At 68.9% G+C, this 18,306-nt stretch carries 24 protein-coding genes and 1 pseudogene; 17 read left to right on the top strand and 8 right to left on the bottom strand.

Translation table 11 applies throughout. The features are described 5' to 3' along the window. Positions 1-94 precede the first annotated feature (94 nt). Genes DLJ58_RS28800 through DLJ58_RS28775 form a run of 6 tightly spaced genes read left to right on the top strand, consistent with a single transcriptional unit; the run spans position 95 to position 2,934 of the window. The gene (locus tag DLJ58_RS28800; RefSeq protein WP_124860995.1) at positions 95-517 is read left to right on the top strand and encodes a YbaB/EbfC family nucleoid-associated protein; all 423 of its coding nucleotides are present in this window, start codon (positions 95-97) and stop codon (positions 515-517) included. Further along, the gene (locus DLJ58_RS28795) at positions 514-837 is read left to right on the top strand and encodes a hypothetical protein (protein WP_124860993.1); all 324 of its coding nucleotides are present in this window, start codon (positions 514-516) and stop codon (positions 835-837) included. Before DLJ58_RS28800 ends, DLJ58_RS28795 begins: the two co-directional genes overlap by 4 nt. A gap of 4 nt (positions 838-841) precedes the next feature. After that, entirely contained in the window at positions 842-1,336 is a 495-nt protein-coding gene (locus DLJ58_RS28790) for a WXG100-like domain-containing protein (RefSeq protein ID WP_112622710.1), read from the top strand. Continuing rightward, complete coding sequence (locus tag DLJ58_RS28785; protein ID WP_112583473.1) at positions 1,329-1,859, top strand: endonuclease; 531 nt, start codon at positions 1,329-1,331, stop codon at positions 1,857-1,859. Before DLJ58_RS28790 ends, DLJ58_RS28785 begins: the two co-directional genes overlap by 8 nt. Before the next feature lie 8 nt (positions 1,860-1,867). Then, positions 1,868-2,398, top strand: a complete 531-nt coding sequence (locus DLJ58_RS28780; protein WP_244219175.1) for an SUKH-4 family immunity protein — start codon at positions 1,868-1,870, stop codon at positions 2,396-2,398. Next, positions 2,395-2,934 carry an SUKH-4 family immunity protein gene (locus tag DLJ58_RS28775; RefSeq protein WP_124860989.1) on the top strand — a complete coding sequence of 180 codons (540 nt, stop codon included), beginning with the start codon at positions 2,395-2,397 and terminating at the stop codon, positions 2,932-2,934. Before DLJ58_RS28780 ends, DLJ58_RS28775 begins: the two co-directional genes overlap by 4 nt. Before the next feature lie 140 nt (positions 2,935-3,074). On the opposite strand, the pseudogene DLJ58_RS28770 reads toward DLJ58_RS28775, so the two are convergent. From DLJ58_RS28770 to DLJ58_RS28755, 4 genes and pseudogenes are all read right to left on the bottom strand, one after another. After that, positions 3,075-3,614, bottom strand: a pseudogene (locus DLJ58_RS28770) (GNAT family N-acetyltransferase); the annotation flags it as partial. Between the two features lie 230 nt (positions 3,615-3,844). Next, a complete protein-coding gene (locus tag DLJ58_RS28765) occupies positions 3,845-4,390 on the bottom strand; it encodes a polyketide cyclase (protein WP_244219174.1) in 546 nt (181 codons plus the stop codon). Positions 4,391-4,493: 103 nt separating this feature from the next. Further along, positions 4,494-5,024 carry a GNAT family N-acetyltransferase gene (locus DLJ58_RS28760; protein ID WP_124860985.1) on the bottom strand — a complete coding sequence of 177 codons (531 nt, stop codon included), beginning with the start codon at positions 5,022-5,024 and terminating at the stop codon, positions 4,494-4,496. A 43-nt stretch (positions 5,025-5,067) separates the two neighbouring features. Next, positions 5,068-5,523, bottom strand: coding sequence for a MarR family winged helix-turn-helix transcriptional regulator (locus DLJ58_RS28755; protein ID WP_244219173.1), 456 nt, complete (start codon positions 5,521-5,523; stop codon positions 5,068-5,070). 111 nt (positions 5,524-5,634) lie between these two features. On the opposite strand from DLJ58_RS28755, the gene DLJ58_RS28750 reads away from it, so the two are divergent. Both DLJ58_RS28750 and DLJ58_RS28745 read left to right on the top strand, forming a co-directional pair. Continuing rightward, the gene (locus DLJ58_RS28750) at positions 5,635-6,261 is read left to right on the top strand and encodes a mycothiol-dependent nitroreductase Rv2466c family protein (protein ID WP_124860981.1); all 627 of its coding nucleotides are present in this window, start codon (positions 5,635-5,637) and stop codon (positions 6,259-6,261) included. 114 nt (positions 6,262-6,375) lie between these two features. Continuing rightward, complete coding sequence (locus tag DLJ58_RS28745; RefSeq protein ID WP_124860979.1) at positions 6,376-6,780, top strand: hypothetical protein; 405 nt, start codon at positions 6,376-6,378, stop codon at positions 6,778-6,780. Here DLJ58_RS28745 and DLJ58_RS28740 read toward each other — a convergent pair. Both DLJ58_RS28740 and DLJ58_RS28735 read right to left on the bottom strand, forming a co-directional pair. Beyond that, positions 6,733-7,419, bottom strand: coding sequence for a GNAT family N-acetyltransferase (locus DLJ58_RS28740; protein ID WP_124860977.1), 687 nt, complete (start codon positions 7,417-7,419; stop codon positions 6,733-6,735). The genes DLJ58_RS28745 and DLJ58_RS28740 overlap by 48 nt on opposite strands. A 176-nt stretch (positions 7,420-7,595) precedes the next feature. Beyond that, entirely contained in the window at positions 7,596-8,129 is a 534-nt protein-coding gene (locus tag DLJ58_RS28735; RefSeq protein WP_124860975.1) for a DUF6817 domain-containing protein, read from the bottom strand. A 160-nt stretch (positions 8,130-8,289) separates the two neighbouring features. On the opposite strand from DLJ58_RS28735, the gene DLJ58_RS28730 reads away from it, so the two are divergent. From DLJ58_RS28730 to DLJ58_RS28695, 8 genes are all read left to right on the top strand, one after another. Next, entirely contained in the window at positions 8,290-8,874 is a 585-nt protein-coding gene (locus DLJ58_RS28730) for an NADAR family protein (RefSeq protein WP_124860973.1), read from the top strand. After that, positions 8,871-9,410, top strand: coding sequence for an HAD domain-containing protein (locus tag DLJ58_RS28725; RefSeq protein WP_124860971.1), 540 nt, complete (start codon positions 8,871-8,873; stop codon positions 9,408-9,410). Before DLJ58_RS28730 ends, DLJ58_RS28725 begins: the two co-directional genes overlap by 4 nt. 174 nt (positions 9,411-9,584) lie before the next feature. Beyond that, positions 9,585-9,821 (top strand): hypothetical protein, encoded by a 237-nt coding sequence (locus tag DLJ58_RS34330; protein WP_208741386.1) that lies wholly within the window; start codon positions 9,585-9,587, stop codon positions 9,819-9,821. A 36-nt stretch (positions 9,822-9,857) separates the two neighbouring features. After that, on the top strand, positions 9,858-11,297 hold the full coding sequence (locus tag DLJ58_RS28715) for a glycoside hydrolase family 43 protein (protein WP_124860969.1): 1,440 nt from the start codon (positions 9,858-9,860) through the stop codon (positions 11,295-11,297). Between the two features lie 29 nt (positions 11,298-11,326). Next, positions 11,327-12,802 carry an RICIN domain-containing protein gene (locus DLJ58_RS28710; RefSeq protein WP_244219172.1) on the top strand — a complete coding sequence of 492 codons (1,476 nt, stop codon included), beginning with the start codon at positions 11,327-11,329 and terminating at the stop codon, positions 12,800-12,802. A gap of 343 nt (positions 12,803-13,145) precedes the next feature. Beyond that, the gene (locus DLJ58_RS28705; protein ID WP_124860967.1) at positions 13,146-13,373 is read left to right on the top strand and encodes a hypothetical protein; all 228 of its coding nucleotides are present in this window, start codon (positions 13,146-13,148) and stop codon (positions 13,371-13,373) included. Between the two features lie 329 nt (positions 13,374-13,702). Next, entirely contained in the window at positions 13,703-14,413 is a 711-nt protein-coding gene (locus DLJ58_RS28700; RefSeq protein ID WP_124860965.1) for a ThuA domain-containing protein, read from the top strand. Beyond that, positions 14,383-15,504, top strand: a complete 1,122-nt coding sequence (locus DLJ58_RS28695) for a Gfo/Idh/MocA family protein (protein WP_124860963.1) — start codon at positions 14,383-14,385, stop codon at positions 15,502-15,504. Before DLJ58_RS28700 ends, DLJ58_RS28695 begins: the two co-directional genes overlap by 31 nt. Before the next feature lie 28 nt (positions 15,505-15,532). Here the strand turns inward: DLJ58_RS28695 and DLJ58_RS28690 are convergent, their stop codons facing one another. After that, the gene (locus DLJ58_RS28690; RefSeq protein ID WP_124860961.1) at positions 15,533-17,032 is read right to left on the bottom strand and encodes an FAD-dependent monooxygenase; all 1,500 of its coding nucleotides are present in this window, start codon (positions 17,030-17,032) and stop codon (positions 15,533-15,535) included. Between the two features lie 122 nt (positions 17,033-17,154). Further along, positions 17,155-17,775 carry a TetR/AcrR family transcriptional regulator gene (locus tag DLJ58_RS28685; RefSeq protein ID WP_091399920.1) on the bottom strand — a complete coding sequence of 207 codons (621 nt, stop codon included), beginning with the start codon at positions 17,773-17,775 and terminating at the stop codon, positions 17,155-17,157. 132 nt (positions 17,776-17,907) lie between these two features. Between DLJ58_RS28685 and DLJ58_RS28680 the strand changes: the two genes are divergently transcribed. Beyond that, on the top strand, positions 17,908-18,267 hold the full coding sequence (locus DLJ58_RS28680; protein WP_124860959.1) for a DNA polymerase ligase N-terminal domain-containing protein: 360 nt from the start codon (positions 17,908-17,910) through the stop codon (positions 18,265-18,267). Positions 18,268-18,306 lie beyond the last annotated feature (39 nt).

Below are 18,306 nucleotides of genomic sequence, written 5' to 3'. Positions count from 1 at the left end.
TAACCATCGATGGAAGGTCCACATCGTGGGTCCACACTGTTGGCCGGATCTGACTACGCTTTCCACTGTCTCGGACGCGATCGATGGAGGGCGCATGTCGGTGAATGAGCCGGCGAGCGGAGAGTTCGCTCGCATGCTGGACGCGACGGTTGGCGCGTTGCGCGCCGCCGGCGCTGCGCCGGAGGACGAGGAAGCGGCGCGGCTGCGTCGGGTCGGTGAGTCCGCCGAGGGGCAGGTCCGTGCCGAGTTCGGCGCCGATGGCCGGCTGGAGTCGCTGACGCTGGACCCACGGATGATGCGGCTCGGCGCGGCCGAGGTCTGCGACCACGTGATCGCAGCCGTGAACACGGCGATCGACTCGATGCGCGGCGGCGGCCCGGCGGTGGCCTCCGGCGACCTCTCGCAGCTCACCGAGCAGTTGGAGCAGGTTCGTGACACGGCCGTGCCGCGGCTCGGCGCGTTCCTGCAGGCGCTCACGGACGCGCAGGAGCGAATGGCCCGAGGCGGGTCCCGGTGAACGGCTTCGAGGTCGAGCCCGCGCTGCTGCGTTCCGGCGGCGATGAGGTCATCGGCGCCGCCGAACGCTTCATCGGGCAGTTGGAGAGCTTCGAGGCGAGGATGCAGGGGTACGGCGAGCCGTGGGGTGCCGACGACATCGGCTCGCTGATCGGCATCGCGTACACGGAGGCGTCCACCTGGGTTCTGGACTGCATCGGCGTGGCCGCCGAGGAGATCGGCTCGGCCGGCAGCGACCTGACGAAGATGGCCGACAACTTCGAGCTGGTCGAGGACGCCGCCGCGGGCGCGCTGCGGGACATCCAGGGAATGCTGGGGTGACGGCATGGGACTCCAACTGCCAGGTGAACTGATCACGGCACTCGGCTGGATCGGCTACAGCTGGCCCGAGGCCGACGAGGAAAAGCTGTTCGAGATGGGCCAGGCCTGGCTGGACTTCTCCGGCACGGTCGCCGACGCCTCCGGGGAGGCCGGTTCGGCTGCGGCGGCGATCTGGTCGCAGCACCAGGGCGAGTCGATGCAGGCGTTCCAGAAGTGGTGGTCCAACCCGGAGAGCGGTCCCGGAACGCTGCCGGACTACTCCCAGGCCGCGATGCTGATCGGGACGGGGCTGATCATCGCCGCCGCGATCGTGCTCGCGCTGAAGATCCAAGTGATCGTGCAGCTCGCGATCCTCGCCTTCGCGGTGGCTCAGGCGATTGCCACCGCCGTCGTCACGTTCGGCGCGTCGCTGGCCGAGGTCCCGATCTTCCAGATGATCACGCGAGAGATCGTCGGTCTGCTGATCGACCAGGTGATCCAGGAGCTCCTCGATGCCTAGCAGGGCGCCGAAGAGCTCGAAGAAGCGCGGTGGCGCGGGTAAGCCGAAGGTCGGTAAGGGTGTCCGCGCGGCGGTGAAGAAGGCCGCCGCCAAGCCGGTGGTGCGCAACAACGACCTGCCCGAGGTCACGATCAAGGTGCAGCGCAAGTCGTTCCACGCGCGCGGACAGTTTGACCGCAAGATGAACGCGCTGAAGAAGCTCAGCGACGAGGGCAAGCTGTTCAAGCAGGCGAACCCGGTCGCTCGGGACAAGAAGATCACGGCCGACTACAAGAAGCGCATCCGGCAGAAGATCTTCGACAAGTACTGGCCCCACGACAAGAAGATGGCGAACGCCCTCGCCGCCCGACTCCGCAAGCAGCAGCCCGACCATGTGTGGGAGCTGCAACTTGGCGGCGCCGACGACGTTAGTAATCTGAAGCTTCTGCACGGCAGAACAAACTGGGATGTCGGCGGGCAAATCTGGCGTCAGATCATGAACCTGCCCGATGGCACACCGATCCGAATAGAGGTAGTGGATTGAATCCCGAGTTGCGGGAGCTCATCGCGGAGCTGCGTACCGACCTGGAAGCGGACCAGCCGGCGACGCTGGCCTGGGCCCAGATCAACGAGGGCGCTCCGGCCGACCAGATTCCCGCTGAGCTGCCGCAGCCGGTCCGGGAGCTGCTGGAGACCGCCAACGGCATCCTGGCCGGCGCGTTCGACCTGCCCGCGGTCGCGGATCTCGACGACATCCAGTACTACCTCGAGCAGATGCCCGAGTTCACCGGCGTCGCCGACGAACCCGCCGAGTGGCTGGTCATCGGCACACTGAACGACGAGCCGCTGCTGATCCGACGCGACACCGGCGCGGTCTGGTACTTCCCGGCGGAGACCACCGACGAGTGGTTCATGCGTGAGATGTTCCTCGACGTCGCGCCGGACCTCGACTCGTTCCTCGCCTACTACGTCTTCGGCGCCGGGTACGGCGAGATCGGCTCCGACGACGACGAGTGGTGGGGCTTCCTCGACGAGCACGGCCTCACCACGCCCGGTGACGATGACGAGGAGGCGGACGATTGACCGCGACACATGAGGAGCTCACGGCGCTCTGGGGCGCCGATGGGATGATCTACTTCCCGGTCGACCGGTTCGACGACGTCCTCGGCCCGCTGACGCCAGAGGTCTTCCCGCCGTTCGGGGCCATCCCGGTCGACGTGCCGATCCTGTTCACCGTCGACGTCGACGTGCCCGGCCTGGAGTTGTTCTCCAAGCTGAAGATCGAGATCGGCGAGGCCAGCCCGCGCATCCACATCGTCCTCGGCAGCTCGCCCGAGGACCCGCAGCTGCTCTTCTGCCTCGACGCGCTGACCGGCGGTGTCGTGTTGCTGGATCTGGAGACCCCCAACTTCGAGGCGGTCAACGCGACCTTCGCCGCGTTCGTCGAGTTCCTCTACCGACTCGGAGGGCTCATCGCCACGGACCCGGGCGGTCGGGCCCGCGCGGCCCGCGCCGCCGCGATCCGCGAGGAACTGATGGGCGTCGACTCGTCCGCGTTCGCCGACCCGAAGTCCTGGTGGAGCATGGCCTTCGATCAGCTGGAGTCCACCAGCGGCTAGCCTCGTCGCGGCGGGCCCGGCCGGGATAGCACAGGCGCCGTCGAGGATGCGCTGGTGGTTCACCGCGCCCGCGGCACCGGTACGGACGCGATCGGCTGTTCCGACGGTGCTGCCTCTCGATGCCATGCCCCGGCTCGATGCCATGCCTCGGCGATGAGGGCGTAGGTGTAGCCGTCCACCCAGCCCAGTTCGGCGTGCCAGGAATCGCCGACGCCGTGCTGTTCACGACGCATGCCGACCTTCTCGAGGATTCGCACCGAGGCGAGGTTGTCCGCGAAGCAGCCGGCGGTGATTCTCCGAATGCCCAGCCGGTCGAATGCGTGCGCCACCACCGCGGTCACCGCCTCGGTCGCGTACCCGTTTCCGCCGTAGGCTGGATCGAAGATGTAGCCGAGCTGGGCCTCGGTCCGTGGTGGCATGCCGGGTTGACCCATGCCGTCGACGACGTCGAGCGAGACGGTTCCGATCACCACGCCGTCGAGCGTGGCCGCCACGCTGTGGTCGTCGGGGTCTGCGGCCGCGTGTCGCCATGCCGCGCGGAAGGACGCAGGGTCGACCCGCGTGCGGAGTAGCCAGCGCGTGACCTGCGGCAGATTGCGGTACTCCAGGATCCGGTCGACGTCCTCGTCCCGCACCGGGCGAAGCTCGAGGCGTTCAGTGCGTACGGTGGTGTTCTCCATGAGGCGGGACGCTAGTGGACGCACCCCGGCGAGACGCCCGATTATTGGTCCGCCCGACCGACACGTGGCGCCCACCTCATCCGCATGACGCACACGAGCGCGAGTGTCACGACGTGTCTTCTCGGGTCGCCGTAAACTTCGATCATGAGGCGAAACCTCACGGAGGCCCGCGACTTCCTCGAGTACCAGGCCACGCGCTCGTAGCAGGGAGCACCGGCATTCCGGTCAGCTCAACGAGGTGGCTTCCAGGGCTCAAGACCTGGCCCGCTGCCCTCGGCGAGCTTCTTCAGGTTGAGCAACTGTCGCCGAGCCATGATCAGGTCGCCGACGGACAGCCCGGGGGCGACCCAGCGGGTCGTCTGCATGACGACCTTGAGCAGCAAGCGTGTCGTGCCCTGCTCCTGAGGCACGAGGACGTAGGACATGAAGGCACCCATGATGGTGCTCGTCAGTTGTCTGCCGGGGTCGACCGCGACGATCCTGCCCAACTTTCGTCCGCCAGCGGTGGTGAACGACTCTCCGACCTGGGGCTCGGGTAGGCCCTCCAGTTGTCGAGGTGAGCGGCGGCCGAGGTTGTCGATCCAGTCGTACGAGTACGGGGCAAGCCTCAGTTGGGCTACCCACGGCCACACCGCCGGGGCGGGCACGTCGATCCGCACTCCCCGCCATGCCTGGAGAGTGGGTGAGACGACGAAGTCGTCACAGGGATAGGTACGCAAGGTCTCGCTGTTGGTCACGCCCCACCGGTCACCGATCACGCATCCATCGTCCGCCATGCGGCGGCCTTGACGGCAAGCCGATCGGCTTCCGGCAAGCATTGTCGGGCGTCCTGGAGCCGGTCGTCCGAGACGAGTGGGGCGGTTGACCCAGGAGTGGGGCTCAGTCGACCCGCTGGGCCAGCACCTGCCCCGGCCAGGTCCCGGCCAGGAAGGTTTCGGTGGGAGTGAACCCGTTGCGCTCGTAGTACGCCACCAATTCGCCACCGCTGCCCGCCCAGCAGTCGACCCGTAGCAACCGCACGCCGGCTCGCCGGGTTTCCTCGACGGCGTGTGCCAACAGGGCCGACCCGAGTTTCTGGCCGGCGAATCGGCGGTCGGAGACCAGGAGGCGGACGTACCGCTCGGGTTCTTCCGCAGGCGCGATCGGTACGCGCGGATCGGGCCCGGAACCCAACACCAGCGCTGCGGCCGGCGTTCCATCCACTTCCGCGATGAACGGGAGGTTCTCGGTCAGGTACCGATCGACCTGCTCCACCCTTGCGGGCTGGTCAGAGAACGGCGTCGTGCCCCACTGCTCGGTGTTGCCGTGGTCGTTCATCCAGACCACCGCGGAGTCGAGCATGGCCAGTACGGCAGGCGCGTCGGCCGGGCCGCCACCCCTGATGAGTACGCCGCGAGTGGTGTCGTCCATGGCGGAATGATAATCCGTGGCTGGCCGACCACTACCGAGGCGATCATCGGGCCTGGCTCTCGCCCTCAGGGCCAAAACCTCGGGAGGCCAGGGTCCGATTCATCGCCGCCAGTAGGCGCTCGAGGGTTCTGCGGTCGCTGTCGGTCAGGCCGCGAAGGATGGCCGCCTCGTTGGCCAGATGTTCCTCGATGAGCCGGTCGGTCAACGCCACGCCGGCCGACGTCAGCCCGACCACCCTGCCGCGCGCGTCGGCTGCGGAGACCGAGCGCGACACGAGGCCGCGGGCGATCAGCCGGTCCACCCGCTTGGTCACGGCTCCCGTGGTCACGAGCATCCGTTGGCTCAGCTGGCCCGCCGTGAGCGTGTAGGGCTCGCCCTCGCGTCGCAGCGCCGCGAGCACGTCGAAGTCGCCGTTGCCGAGGTCCGCCGCGGCGAACGGCGGCCGCAGGGCCACATCGAGTACGGCGGCCAGCTGCTGGATGCGGCCGATGATCAGCAACGGGGTGGGGTCGAGGTCTGGTCGCTCGCGACCCCACTGCCCAACGATGTCGGCGATCCGGTCGTCATCCACTGTTGCATGTTACCTTCCGAGGAAGCTAACTTGTCTTCCATGGAAGACAACTCGACTCGAACGTCAGCTCCGGTGGTCACGGCGTACGTGGATCCGTCCTGCCCGTTCGCCTGGATCACCTCCCGCTGGCTCATGGAGGTCGCCAAGATGCGGCCGCTCACCCTGCGGTTCGAGGTGATGAGCCTCGCGGTGATCAACGAGCATCGTGATCTGGAGCCCTGGTACCGCGAATTCAACGACCGGGCGTGGGGTCCGGCCAGGGTGTGTGTGGCGGCCGCCGCGCAACACGGCTCCGCCGCCCTCGCACGGCTGTACCCGGCGCTCGGCCGCCGGATCCACGACGCCGGCGACAAGGACTTCGACACCGTCGTCCCGCTGGCGCTGGCCGAGGCCGGCCTCCCTGCCGACCTGGCCGACGCCGCCCACCGCAGCGACCTCGACCCGCAGATGCGGGCGAGCACCGCCCACGCACAGCAACTGGTGGGCGAGGACCTCGGCACCCCGACGGTCGTCGTCGACGACGTGGCCTTCTTCGGCCCCGTGCTGACCTCGGTCCCTCGTGGTGAGGAGGCCGTCCGCGTCTTCGACGGCGCTCGCCTGCTCGCCGGCTGCCGGGCTTTCTCCGAGCTCAAACGCGCCCGGTCCGACGGCCTCACCTTCGCGTAGCTCCACCACCGCCGCTGGTGCCCGGGTACGAGTCCTGCGCCCGCTCCCGGCTGAGGCGTTCTGTGCTGCCGGGGCAGATGCGACGCGGGTGGCACCGCCGACGACAATGCGAGCGTGACCGACACCGTACCGGCTTCGCTGCCTGCTGTGATCGAACTCGTCGATGAGTACATGTACCGCGTGCTGAAGGGCGCAGAGGATTCGGTGCTGGTGATCGGGGAGCTGATGGGGGCGCTGACCGAGCTGAACGCCGAGGTCAGCGAGGTCAGCGAGGGGAGTGTTGGCAAGCTCTACCCACTATTCGGGGACCTGTCGGACATCGTCGACGGCTTCCCGTTCGACTACGGCGACGGTACTGAGATGATCGCCCAACGTGAGATCCGCGACGCTGCCTGGGACTGGATGACCACGGCGCGTAACGCCGACGGGTTGAAGACCTACGTCGACCGCTGGATCGCGAGAAGCGCAGCCTTACCGACCATCGAGGACGGGCAGCCGTTCCGCGACGTCGCAAGATAGGGGGGTGGCGGCGGGTTCGCATCGAGCGTGTGGGGGCTGCCGCCCATCATCGGCGCTCGGGCGTCCCCGGTGCTCCGCCCACTCGGGCGCGAGGATCGACATCACCGTGGCGTCAACCCAGTCGTCGCCGTCGCTCAGGACCTGCCGCAGCACACCCTCGGCAACGAAGCCGACCTTCTCGTACACCCGCCGGGCCCGGGGGTTGAAGGCGAACACCTCCAGCGAGATGCGATGCAGGCCGAGCCTCTCGAAACCGTGGCCGACGATCAGGCGTACCGCCTCGGTGCCCAGGCCGCGGTCGCGGCCGGCGGCGGTGAGCAGGGTGCGGAAGTTGCAGTTCCGGTTGGCGGGGTCCCAGTCGTTGAGGACGACCTCGCCGACGCAGGCCCCGGTGGCGCGGTCCACGACGGCCAGGTCGAGTCGGTCGGTCTGCGCGTTGCGGCTGCCGTACCAGGAACGCAACCGTTCCTCGTCGGGTACGTCGTCGGCCGGGCTGCCGGTCAGCCTGGCCACCTCGGGGTCTGCCACCGCCGCCCGGAAGGTGTCCAGGTCGTCGTCGACGAAGGGACGCAGGATCACCCGCTCACCAGTGAGGGTGGGTTTGATTGAGAAGTCGGGGGTTGCCTGGTCACTGGGCATCGACTGATCTTTGGCGCGACCCCGGCGACGGGCAACCGGTTTCCGGGGCAGGATACGGGGGGTGATCCTGATCGTTCCCGCGAACCCGCTGCGTCCACGCCGCCCGGACGAGCACTTCGTGGCCGAGGCTGAGGCGGCCCGTGCTGCGGGATTCCAGGTGGCGGTGGCCGACCACGTCACTGCCGCAGGACCCGCTGCGCATCGCTGATGACCTGCTCCGAGGCGATCGGGGCCCACGACGCGAACAGCTCCCGGAAGTAGACCCCGTGCCGGTCCGCCACCGCAGGATCGTGCTCGATGACGTCCAGCTCGTTGACGATGCTCAGGTCCACGAGCGACCGAAGTTGAGTCTCACCGGGCGTCCGCACCTGACGTGTGAAGCGGTCGAACACCTCGCCGGTCCTCGCCAGCTCCTGCCAGCTGCGTCCACGGTCGCAGGCGCCGTACAGATAGACGAGCTCCTCGGCGTCGGCGCCAACGAGATCCCGTAGCACCGCACGATCGGCCCGATCAACCAGGGTGACGTCGAACCCGTCGGTCCCGTAGACGGCGTGGGTGAGGCCCGCTGCTTGCACGTCATGGGCGCAGCCGAGCACGGCGAGTCGTTCGCTGACTCGACAGAGGTGGACGTACAGGTTGCCTCCGGGATGGGCGATCTGCTCAGCTCCCTGCCGGCGGAGCCAGACCCGCACGCCGTCGTCGATGGTCATGGTCCGACTGTAGGTATCGGCCGTCGGGTTCGATGGCCGCCGGACGTGGGCAATATGTCACAGCGCTGTGGGCATGCCCGGCGTCGCGGCGGCCGCGAGCACGTGGTCGCGGTCGAAAATACGGGGGTACGCGGAGCGCCGGTGCCGCACACTCGCCATCATGCTGGCATCGGTTCGTAGCGTCGCGGATCTGGCCGCTGCGCAGGCGCAGGGTCATCAGGTCAAAATTCTGTTCTTCTGGGGGCACCAGCCCGAACGTGACGGGGGTGTCGGTGCAGGCTGCCTGAGCCAGTGGTGGCCGGCGCCGTTCACCGCCGACGACATGCGGTTCGCCACTGCGGAGCACTACATGATGTGGCGCAAGGCCACCCTTTTCGGCGACCGCGCGATGGCGGAACAGATCCTCGCCGCGCCGCATCCCCACGCCGCGAAGGTGCTGGGGGGACGCGTCGCGGGTTTCGATCAGCAGACCTGGAGTGAACACCGCTTTGCGATCGTGGTGGCCGGCAACCTCGCGAAATTCGATCAGCATCCCGCGCTCCGGGCGTTTCTGCTTGCCACCCGGCAGCGAGTCCTGGTGGAGGCCAGCCCGGTCGACCGGATCTGGGGCATCGGCCTGAACCGCGACGATCCTGCTGCGGGTGACCCCGGCTGTTGGCGAGGGCTCAACCTGCTCGGCTTCGCGCTCATGCAGGTGCGTGAGGTGCTCGACGATCAAGGTCGGCAGGGGACGGTTCCGGCGTGACTCCCGGCGTCGACCGACGTCCGGTCATCTTCCTCGACGTGGACGGACCACTGATCCCGTTCAAGGCCCGACCGGTTGGCCGGAGACGTTCGTCGGGCGGTACCGCCAAGCGGCAGTCGGAAGACACCGGCAATCCCCTCCTTGATCGTCTCAACCCGGATGACGGTCGTCGGCTGCTCGCCCTGGGCTGCCGGTTGGTCTGGGCAACGACGTGGATGGCGGAGGCGAACGAGGTCGTCTCCCCCCGGCTCGGGCTTCCGAACCTGCCCGTCGTCGATTGGCCCGACGACGACGAGGAGACGGGGCGTGGCCTGCACTGGAAGACCGCGTTCCTGACCCAGTGGGCAGCAGGAGGCCCCTTCGTCTGGCTTGACGACGAAATCACCGACGCCGACCGCCGATGGGTGAGGGCTCACCACCCGGCACGGGCGCTGCTGTATCGCGTTGACCCGTACACGGGCCTGACCGAGGCGGACTTCGCCGTCGTCCATCGATGGATTCAGGTCGCAGGGGAGCGGCCACGGTCGATCCCTTGACACTCGTAGATGCGATCGCTAACACTTGTCCGCAACGCGAACTTAACGAGCCGAACACATTGCGTCTGTGGTCGTGTGAAGCGCCAGAGGCCCCGCTGCGAACACTCCACCCGGTTGCCAGGGCCGCCCAGGCCTGAGACCGGACGCCGCCTGCTCTTGTTAACGCTAACATAGATGATCTTGCGAGAGGGGCCGGGATGGTGGTTCTGTCGGGAGCATCGACGATGCGTCTACGTGCCCTCCTCGTGCTCTCCGCCGTGGCCGCCGTGGCTGTCGTGGTGGTCGCCGACCCGCATCGCCTACCACCGCTTCGCCGTGCCGATCGGCAACGGCACCAACCGCGAGACCGCCATCGACCGGATGGAGTTCAGCACCGACGGCACCATCCGGCCCGTCGTACCAACGCTCTAGCTGACTGGTAAGCCCCTGCGCGAAGGAGAGAGACACATGTCGAGAGTCCTCGCCCGGCTCTGCGCGGTCATGGTCGCCGCTTGTCTGCTGTTCACCACCTGGTCGGCGGCGACACCGAAGGAGGCGGCCGCGCTGGACCCGACCGTCGGCTACCTGATGGCGCACTTCACCGGCGAGTCGTCGACCGACCAGCAGATCTACTTCGCCCACAGCACCGACGGCCTACGCTGGACCGACCTCAACAACGGTGGGCTCGTGCTGCGGTCCACCGTCGGCACCCGCGGCGTCCGCGACCCCGCCCTGGTGCGCTCGCCGGCCGGCGACCGGTACTGGATCATCGCCACCGACCTGTGCATCGGCTGCGGCCAGGACTGGTCGACCGCGATCAACAACGGCAGCCGCAACCTCGTCGTGTGGGAGTCCACCGACCTGGTCAACTGGTCGGCGCCGTGGCTGCTGAACGTCGCCGGCGCAATTCCAGACGGGCGCAACGCCTGGGCTCCGGAGGCGATCTGGAACCCGGCCACCGGCGACTACGTCCTCTACTGGGCGACGAACGTCCCGCTCAACGGTGCGACCAAGCACCGCATCTACTCCGCACGGACGGCGAACTTCCGCAGCATCACCACACCGCAGGCCTACATCAACCGACCCGGTAACCAGGAGATCATCGACACCCAGATCGTCGAGGTGCCGGCCGGAGTCGGCGCCTACCGCTACGTCCGGGCCTCCCGGGACGGCCAGATCGCGATCGAAGGCAGCAACTCCATCCTCGGCACCTGGACCAGCCTCGGAAACCTCTCCGGCATCGGGCTGACCGGCGCGCAGGTCGAAGGCCCGATGTGGATGAAGACGAACACCCGCAACGAGTGGGTCCTCTACCTCGACCAGTACTCCAGCGGGCGCGGCTACCTGCCGGTCCTGACCACCGATCCGTCGAACCCGGGCAGCTACCGACTGCCGGCGTCCGGCTCGTACGCGATGGGCGGCACCAAGAAACGGCACGGAACGATCCTCAACCTGACCGCGGCCGAACAGAACCGGGTGCTCGCCCGCTGGCCCGCCACCGCGGTCAACCGGATCCAGTCGTACAACTTCCAGGACCGGTACGTGCGGCACTACGACTACGACGTCCGCATCGACCCGAACGTCAGCCCTGCCCAGGACGGCCAGTGGCGGCTGGTGCCCGGCCTGGTCGGCTCCGGCACCGTCTCCATCCAGTCGGTCAACTACCCGGGCCACTACCTGCGCCACTACGGATACGACTTCCGGCTGGAAGCCAACGACGGCACCGCCACCTTCGCCGCCGACGCCACCTTCCGACAGGTCGCCGGCCTCGCCAACTCATCGTGGACGTCGTTCCAGTCCTACAGCCATCCGGACCGCTACCTCCGGCACTACAGCTACCTGCTCCGGCTCGACCCGGTGTCCGACGCGCAGAGCCGTGCCGACGCCACCTTCCGCGTGACCAGCTGAACCTGGTCCCTCTCCAAGGAGTTCCGACTGTGGCACCACATCGACGGGTGCTCTGCGCCCTGGTGGCCGCGTTGACGGCGATGGTTGGCGTCGTCGCCGTCGCGTCGTCGCCGGCCACTGCCGCCACCAACCAGTTCCGCGGCATGAACTGGGCCATGTTGGGTGACAACTTCAAGACCAGCCCGCTCGTCGTGCAGGGCCTCAGCATGTCCGACAGCAACGCGACGGTGCGGGCCAAGGCCAATGCCCTCTACGACGACATGGCCTCCACCATGGGGGTCAACACCATCCGGCTGCCCATCAACACCCACACTGTGGGGACGGCCTGGTGGGAGGCGTACCGAGGCGCCATCGACGCGGCCACCGCCCGCGGCTTCAAGGTCATCCTCGCCTACTGGGAGGACGGCGCCGCGTCCGGCGGCAGGATCACGAACCTCGCCGCGTGGAACGCGATGTGGTCCACCGTGACCAACACGTACGGCACGAACACCAACGTCTACTTCGAGCCGATGAACGAGCCGCACGGCTACAGCTCGGCGGAGTGGCGCAACGTCGCGGCGAACTGGCTCAGCTACCACTACTCGGCGGTGCCCGGCCGGGTGCTGATCGGCGGTACCGGCTTCAGCCAGGACCTGCGCGACATCTGCAACGACAGCCGCTTCAACTCGACGCTGCTTTCCTTCCACTACTACGCCTTCTTCTACGGCGCGATGACCTACGACGCCTTCCGCAGCCACATCCAGGCCCGCCTCGGCAACTGCGCCTCCCGCGCGGTCGCCACCGAGTTCGGCGCACCGATGAACGACGGTCGCAACTACGCCGACGCGGGCAGCACCGACAACTTCGTGCGCTACATCCGGGCCATGGCCCAGGTCATGCGGGACAACCAGATGGGCGGCACCTACTGGCCCGCCCTCGGCGGCAAGACGGGCACCATCGGCTACGACTGGTACTCGATGTTCGCCCTCAGCGGCAGCGGCACCAACCTCAATCTCACCGTCCGCAACACCTCCGGCGCGGACCGGATCCGGTACGCGTGGGGTGACACCGTCGGCGACGGCCCGACGACACCCCCGCCATCGACGGGGACGTTCTACCGGATCGACGTGCGGCACAGCGGCAAGGCCATGGACGTCCAGCAGCCCAACACCGACAACGGCGCGCGCGTGGGGCAGTACACGTACGGCGGTGGTGCCTGGCAGCAGTGGCAGTTCCAGGACGCCGGCAGTGGCTACTGGCGCATCGTCAGCCGGCACAGCGGGAAGTGCCTCGACGTGGTGAGCGCATCGACCGCCGACGGCGCCGAGCTCGTCCAGTACACCTGCGGCACCGGCACCAACCAGCAGTTCCAGATGGTCGCCAACGGCGGTTACTTCCAGCTCCGGGCACGACACAGCAACAAGTGCGTGGACGTGCCGGCCGCGGCGACCGCGGACGGAGTGGTCCTCAAGCAGTATTCGTGCAACTCCGGCACCAACCAGCAGTGGTCCCGCACGGCCGTCTGAATTGTCGTCTCGACGGTGCCACTGAGCCACCCTCCGGCCCGCACAACCCGGTACTCGGGATGTGCGGGCCGCAGTGACGCCGGTCATTCGGCGTAGGCGTCGGCCACCTGGAATGAGTCCTCGTAGAGGTGGAGCTCGACGATCTGATCCCCGTGTACCCGGAAATTCTGAAGACGCCGTCCGCGCCGGCGGCCAGCAGGTAACGACTGTCCCGTCGGAGTGGGGGAGCACTGAGCGGGGCCTGGCGTTGCGCTACCGTCAAGGCGCGCGCCCCGGCGCCGACAGTCCGCGTCCGCCAGCCGTCGATGGCCCGCAGGACCCCACCAGATCCAAGGAGAACCCGATGCCGGAGCCTGAGCCCGCCCAGGACGACCCCACGGTGGTTGCCGAGACCTCACCAGCGGCCGAAACCGAGACCGAGACCGAGCCGCCGGCCGTTCCGGCGAATCGGGCTGCCCGGCGCGCGAAGGGCAAGGTGGCCTCGCCCCAACCACACGGAAAGGGCCAGCACTTCGGCGGCCGGGGCTCGGTCCAGAGCCCTCGCCAGTGGGGTAACCGCCGTAGCGGCTGATCCGCGACGGGCGCTTCGTCAGCGAAAACCCGTGATCGACACGGTCGTCAGCTCATGTCGATGCCGGTCGTGAGCCCTGTGGCGTCTCCGCCGCGATGCTCACGATCCAACCCGACCGGCCCCGACCCCTCTGCGCCGGTCCAGCACCGGTTTCGTCAGTGGTGCGGCGACTGCCGACCGGGCAAAGTGGAATCCGGAAGCCGGCGTACGTCGGCTTTGTCGGCGACCACGGGTACGGTTTCGGTGCTCGACACGTACGGGCATCGGCGGCATGTCGTCGGGGCGGGAAGGGCCAGCCCGGTGGCGACGGACCGTGGGAGGGAGCGACGGTGGCGCAGCGGAGAGCATTGGTGGTTCGGGGCGGTTGGGAGGGGCACCAGCCGGTCAAGGCGACGGAATTGTTCCTCCCCTTCCTCGAACGAAGCGGCTATGCCGTACGGGTCGAGGAGTCGACGGAGATCTACGCCGACGCCGCCGAGATGGCCGAGACCGACCTCGTCGTGCAGTGCATGACGATGTCGCAGATCACCGCGGACCAGGTGGCGGGCCTCAGCGCGGCGGTCATCGCCGGCACGGGCTTCACCGGCTGGCACGGCGGCATCGTGGACTCGTTCCGCGCGTCATCGGAATACCTGCACCTGGTGGGCGGCCAGTTCGCGACCCATCCGGGCTTGGAGCCGTGTGAGCGTCACGGCGGCCCGGAGGACAACTTCCTGCCACACACGGTGCGCGTCATCGACCTCGGCCGGGAGCACCCGATCACTGCGGGCATCGAGGCCTTCGACCTGGTCACCGAACAGTACTGGGTGCTGCACGATGACCTGATCGACGTGCTGGCCGTGACCACCCACCCGACGCAGGCGTGGCATCCGTGGCATCGCCCGGTCACCTCACCGGCGATCTGGACCCGGCAGTGGGGTGCCGGGCGCATCGTCGTGACCACCCCTGGGCACAGCCTCGACGTGCTGGAGCACGCGGATGTCCGTACCGTGATCGAGAGGGGGATGGTGTGGGCGACCCGCACCGCGTCGGCGTCATAGGTCTCGGGGTCATCTCCCGCGCGTACCTGGACACACTCGCGGACCACCCTGAGGTCAACATCGTCGCGGTGGCCGACCTCGACGCCTCCCGGTCGGCCGAGGTCGCGGCCACGATTCCTGGAGCCGAGGCGATGAGCGTCGAGCGCCTGCTCGCCCGCCCGGACGTGCAGACGGTGCTCAACCTCACCATCCCCGCGGCGCATGCCGACATCTCGCTGGCCACGATCGACGCCGGCAGGAACGTGTATGTGGAAAAGCCGCTCGCCGTGACGTTTTCGGACGGCCGCTCGATCATCGATCGGGCCGCGTCGGCGGGCGTGCGCGTCGGGTGCGCGCCGGACACCGTCCTGGGTACGGGTACGCAGACGGCGCGGGCGGCGATCGACGGCGGGCTCATCGGCCGCCCGATGTCCGCGTCGGCCGTCATGGTCACTCCGGGACACGAACGCTGGCATCCCAATCCCGACTTCTACTACGCCCCGGGCGGTGGCCCGATGCTGGACATGGGGCCGTACTACATCTCGGCGCTCATCCACCTGCTCGGGCCGGTCCGGGCGGTGACCGGAGCCTCCAGCCGTCTACGCGCCGAGCGCGTCATCGGCTCGGGCCCCCGCACCGGCCAGCGGATCCCGGTGGATGTGGACACCCACCTCACCGGCGTACTGGAGCACGCCAACGGTGCGCTCTCCACCATCACGACCAGCTTCGACGGCGTCAGGACGACGGCCGCGCCGATCGAGGTGCACGGGGAGACCGGCACGCTCGCCGTACCCGATCCCAACTACTTCGACGGTGAGGTCCGCCTCTTCCCGCTCGGCGGCACCGAATGGCGCGCTCTCGAACCGCAGGCTGGTTACGCCAAGGCTTCCCGGGGCATCGGTCTGATCGACCTTGTCAGGGCCGACGGTCAGCGTCCCCCGCGCGCTGACGGCGACGTCGCACTGCACGTACTCGAAACCATGACCAGCCTGCTCCGGTCGGCGAGCGAAGGCCAGCGGATCGAGCTGACGACGACGGCACAGCGGCCCGTGCCGGTTCCGCTCACTCCGCTCGAGGACTGGAAGGCGTACGACGCCGCAAAGACACGCTGAAGAGGGCCAGCCCGAGATGGGTTCGTGGTCATCGTGGAAGGCCGAAGTGGTGGGCGAGCGAGGCGCGCAGCGTGCCGGCGTCCCCGGCGGACCAGGCGATGAAGCAGTCGGGGCGTACGAGCAACGCGGCCGCTGTCGTGCCCTCCAGTGAGCCGGTGACCACGTCGACCCGGTCTCGCCATGGTGCGGCGATCCCGGCGTAGGCACCCGTGGAGTCCAGCAGCAGCGGCCGGGCGGTGCGGGTCAGCTCGGCGAGGCGTGTCGCACCGTGCTCGGTGTGCACGACCACGTCGGGCGCGCAGCGGCCGGCCAGAGGGTCGGCGGGATCGGCGGGGTAGCGGATGTCCGCACCGGACATCAGCGCCGCGATGTGCCCGGTCACCTCCGGCTTGCGCAGCAGTTCGGCGAAGAGTTCCCGCAAGCCGCTGATCTCGTCGCCAGGGCCGATGAGCGCCGACTGCGCCTGGGTGGACATGACGACCCGTTCGGCGACGGGGCGACGCTCGCTTTCGTAGGTGTCGAGCAGGCCCTTCGGTGCCCAGCCGCGCACCGTGGCGGCGAGCTTCCAACCCAGGTTGACCGCGTCCTGTAGGCCCAGGTTGAGGCCAGGGCCGCCCATCGCGGGGTGCACGTGCGCGGCGTCGCCAACCAGCAGCACCCGGTCGGCGCGGTAGCGGGCGGCGATGCGGGTGTTGCGGCCGGTCAAGCGCCGCAGCAGGCCGGGGCCGTCAGGCGGGCCGAGGGGGATGTCGGCACCGAGCACCCGGGCGACGCTGGCGCGGAGTTCCGCCAGGCTCATCGGGGTCTCGTCGTTCGTTGGCGGGTCGGGCCACTCCGTCGTGCTCAGGATCGCCGGGCGGCCGGGGAACGGGGCCCAGGCGATCAGGCCACGCGTGGTGCGGGTGTGCTGGAACGGCGGGACGACACCGTAACCGGGGACGCGCAGGCCGCCTGTCTCAGGGTCGAGGGACGACGCAGGCACGGTCACCGTGGCGGTGCGGGAGATCGACCGGTCGTTGGTGACACCGGGGAAGTCGATACCGGCGAGGCGGCGCACCACGCTGCGGCCGCCGTCGGCACCAACGACGAAGCGACTGGTGAGCTGCGTACCGTCGGCGAGGTGGACCTCGACCGCGTCGAGGCGTTGGCGGAGGTCGACGACCTCGTGGCCGCGGCGCAGGTCGACTCCGAGCTCGGCGGCTCGGACGGCGAGACCGGCCTCGAGCTGGGCTTGCGGCACTCCGAGCACGTAGTGCGGGTTCTCCGCGAGCATTGTGAGATCCAGCGGGAACGCGCCGAAGGTGAAGGCCGGTTGAGGGGCCGGCGGGGTGCTCTCACCGCTGAGCCGCGCGTAGAGGCCGCGTCGGTCGAGCAGGCGGACGACCTGTCCCACGAGGCCGTTGGCGCGGGGCTCGCCGGTGGGCGCGGCGTGGCGTTCGAGGACGACGGGGTGCACGCCGGCGAGGGCCAGTTCGCAGGCGAGCATGAGGCCGTTGGGGCCGGCTCCGACGATGGCGACGTCGATCATGGTCGTGATCCCTTCGGGGTGCGCGTCATCGCCACGGCAGGCGCGGCACGTGGCCGGCCCGCCGCGGGACTGTGATGCGGCTGGAGACGTGGGTGAGGTGGTGCCTGCGTGAGGGCGGAGCTTCAGCGGGGTGGGGCCGGGAGGCCGGCGGCGACCTGGGTGAAGGCGTCGGTGATGAGGCGTTCGATCGGGGCGGGTGGGTCGGCGCTGTCGAGATAGTGCTGCATGGCGACGACGACGGCGGCGCTGGCGGCGGCCGCGACGAGCCTCGGGTACATGTCGGTGGCGAGGTCGGTGCCGGTGCGCTCGGCGACCGCCGCGGCAAGCTCGGCCTCGGCGAGGGCGGTGGCGCGCAGCCGCTCGCCCTGTAGCGCGGGCTCGGCGAGCATGGTGCGTACGCCGGCCACCCACCGGGCATGGTCGGGGGAGGGCATCGCCTCGACCTCGGGACCGCGCGTGAACTGATCCAGCGCGGCCTGGGTGAGCGCCACCCAGAGCGGCTCGTCGGCGGGACGTTCGCGCAGCGCGGCGGCGGTGCGCAGGCTGCGGTCGAGGTGGCGGGAGGCGATCGCCTCGGCCTTGCTGGAGAAGTAGTTGTTGAAGGTACGCGGGGAGACGCCGGCAGCCTCGGCGATGTCCTCGACGCGGACGTTGTCGTAGCCACGCTCCGCGGTGAGGTGGATCGCAGCCCAACCAAGCGCCGCCCGCGTCTCGGCCTTCTTGCGCTCCCGCAGCCCCGTCATGCCGCCACGCTAGCACAAATTGCGTGACACGCAAATATGCGTGTCACGCAAAAAGTGACTGACGGTGGGTTCGGCCGCGTGAGGTGATCGCGTCGACAGGCGGGAGGGCCGGCCTGCGCCGACAATGGGGGAGTGGCACCCGCCTTCGTCCTGCACCACCACCGCAAACCACGACCGCACTTCGACCTGCGGCTCGAGGAAGATGGTGTGCTGCGCTCGTGGGCGGTGCCTCGCGGTCTACCGGACAGCCCCAGCGACAACCGGCTCGCGATCGCCGTGCCCGACCACGACCTCGCTCACCTCACCTACGAGGACGTCGACAAGTCGATCGCCGACATCGGCACCTGGGAGGAGCATGATCGCACCGACCGCCGGATGCTGTTCACGTTGCACGGCCGCACCGGTCGCCGGCGATACGCGCTCATCCGCACCGGCGAGGGGTGGCTGCTCCACCTGACGAAGGAGCAGCTCCCGGACGATCGCGGACGGTAGTGCGCTAGGCGGCGACGACGGTCAGCGAGACGTGGGCAC

The sequence above is a fragment of the Micromonospora arida genome (assembly GCF_003857035.1).
Lineage (GTDB): Bacteria > Actinomycetota > Actinomycetes > Mycobacteriales > Micromonosporaceae > Micromonospora > Micromonospora arida.
The sequence above is the reverse complement of the archived record's forward strand: the minus strand, read 5'-3'. Positions and strand labels throughout refer to the sequence as shown.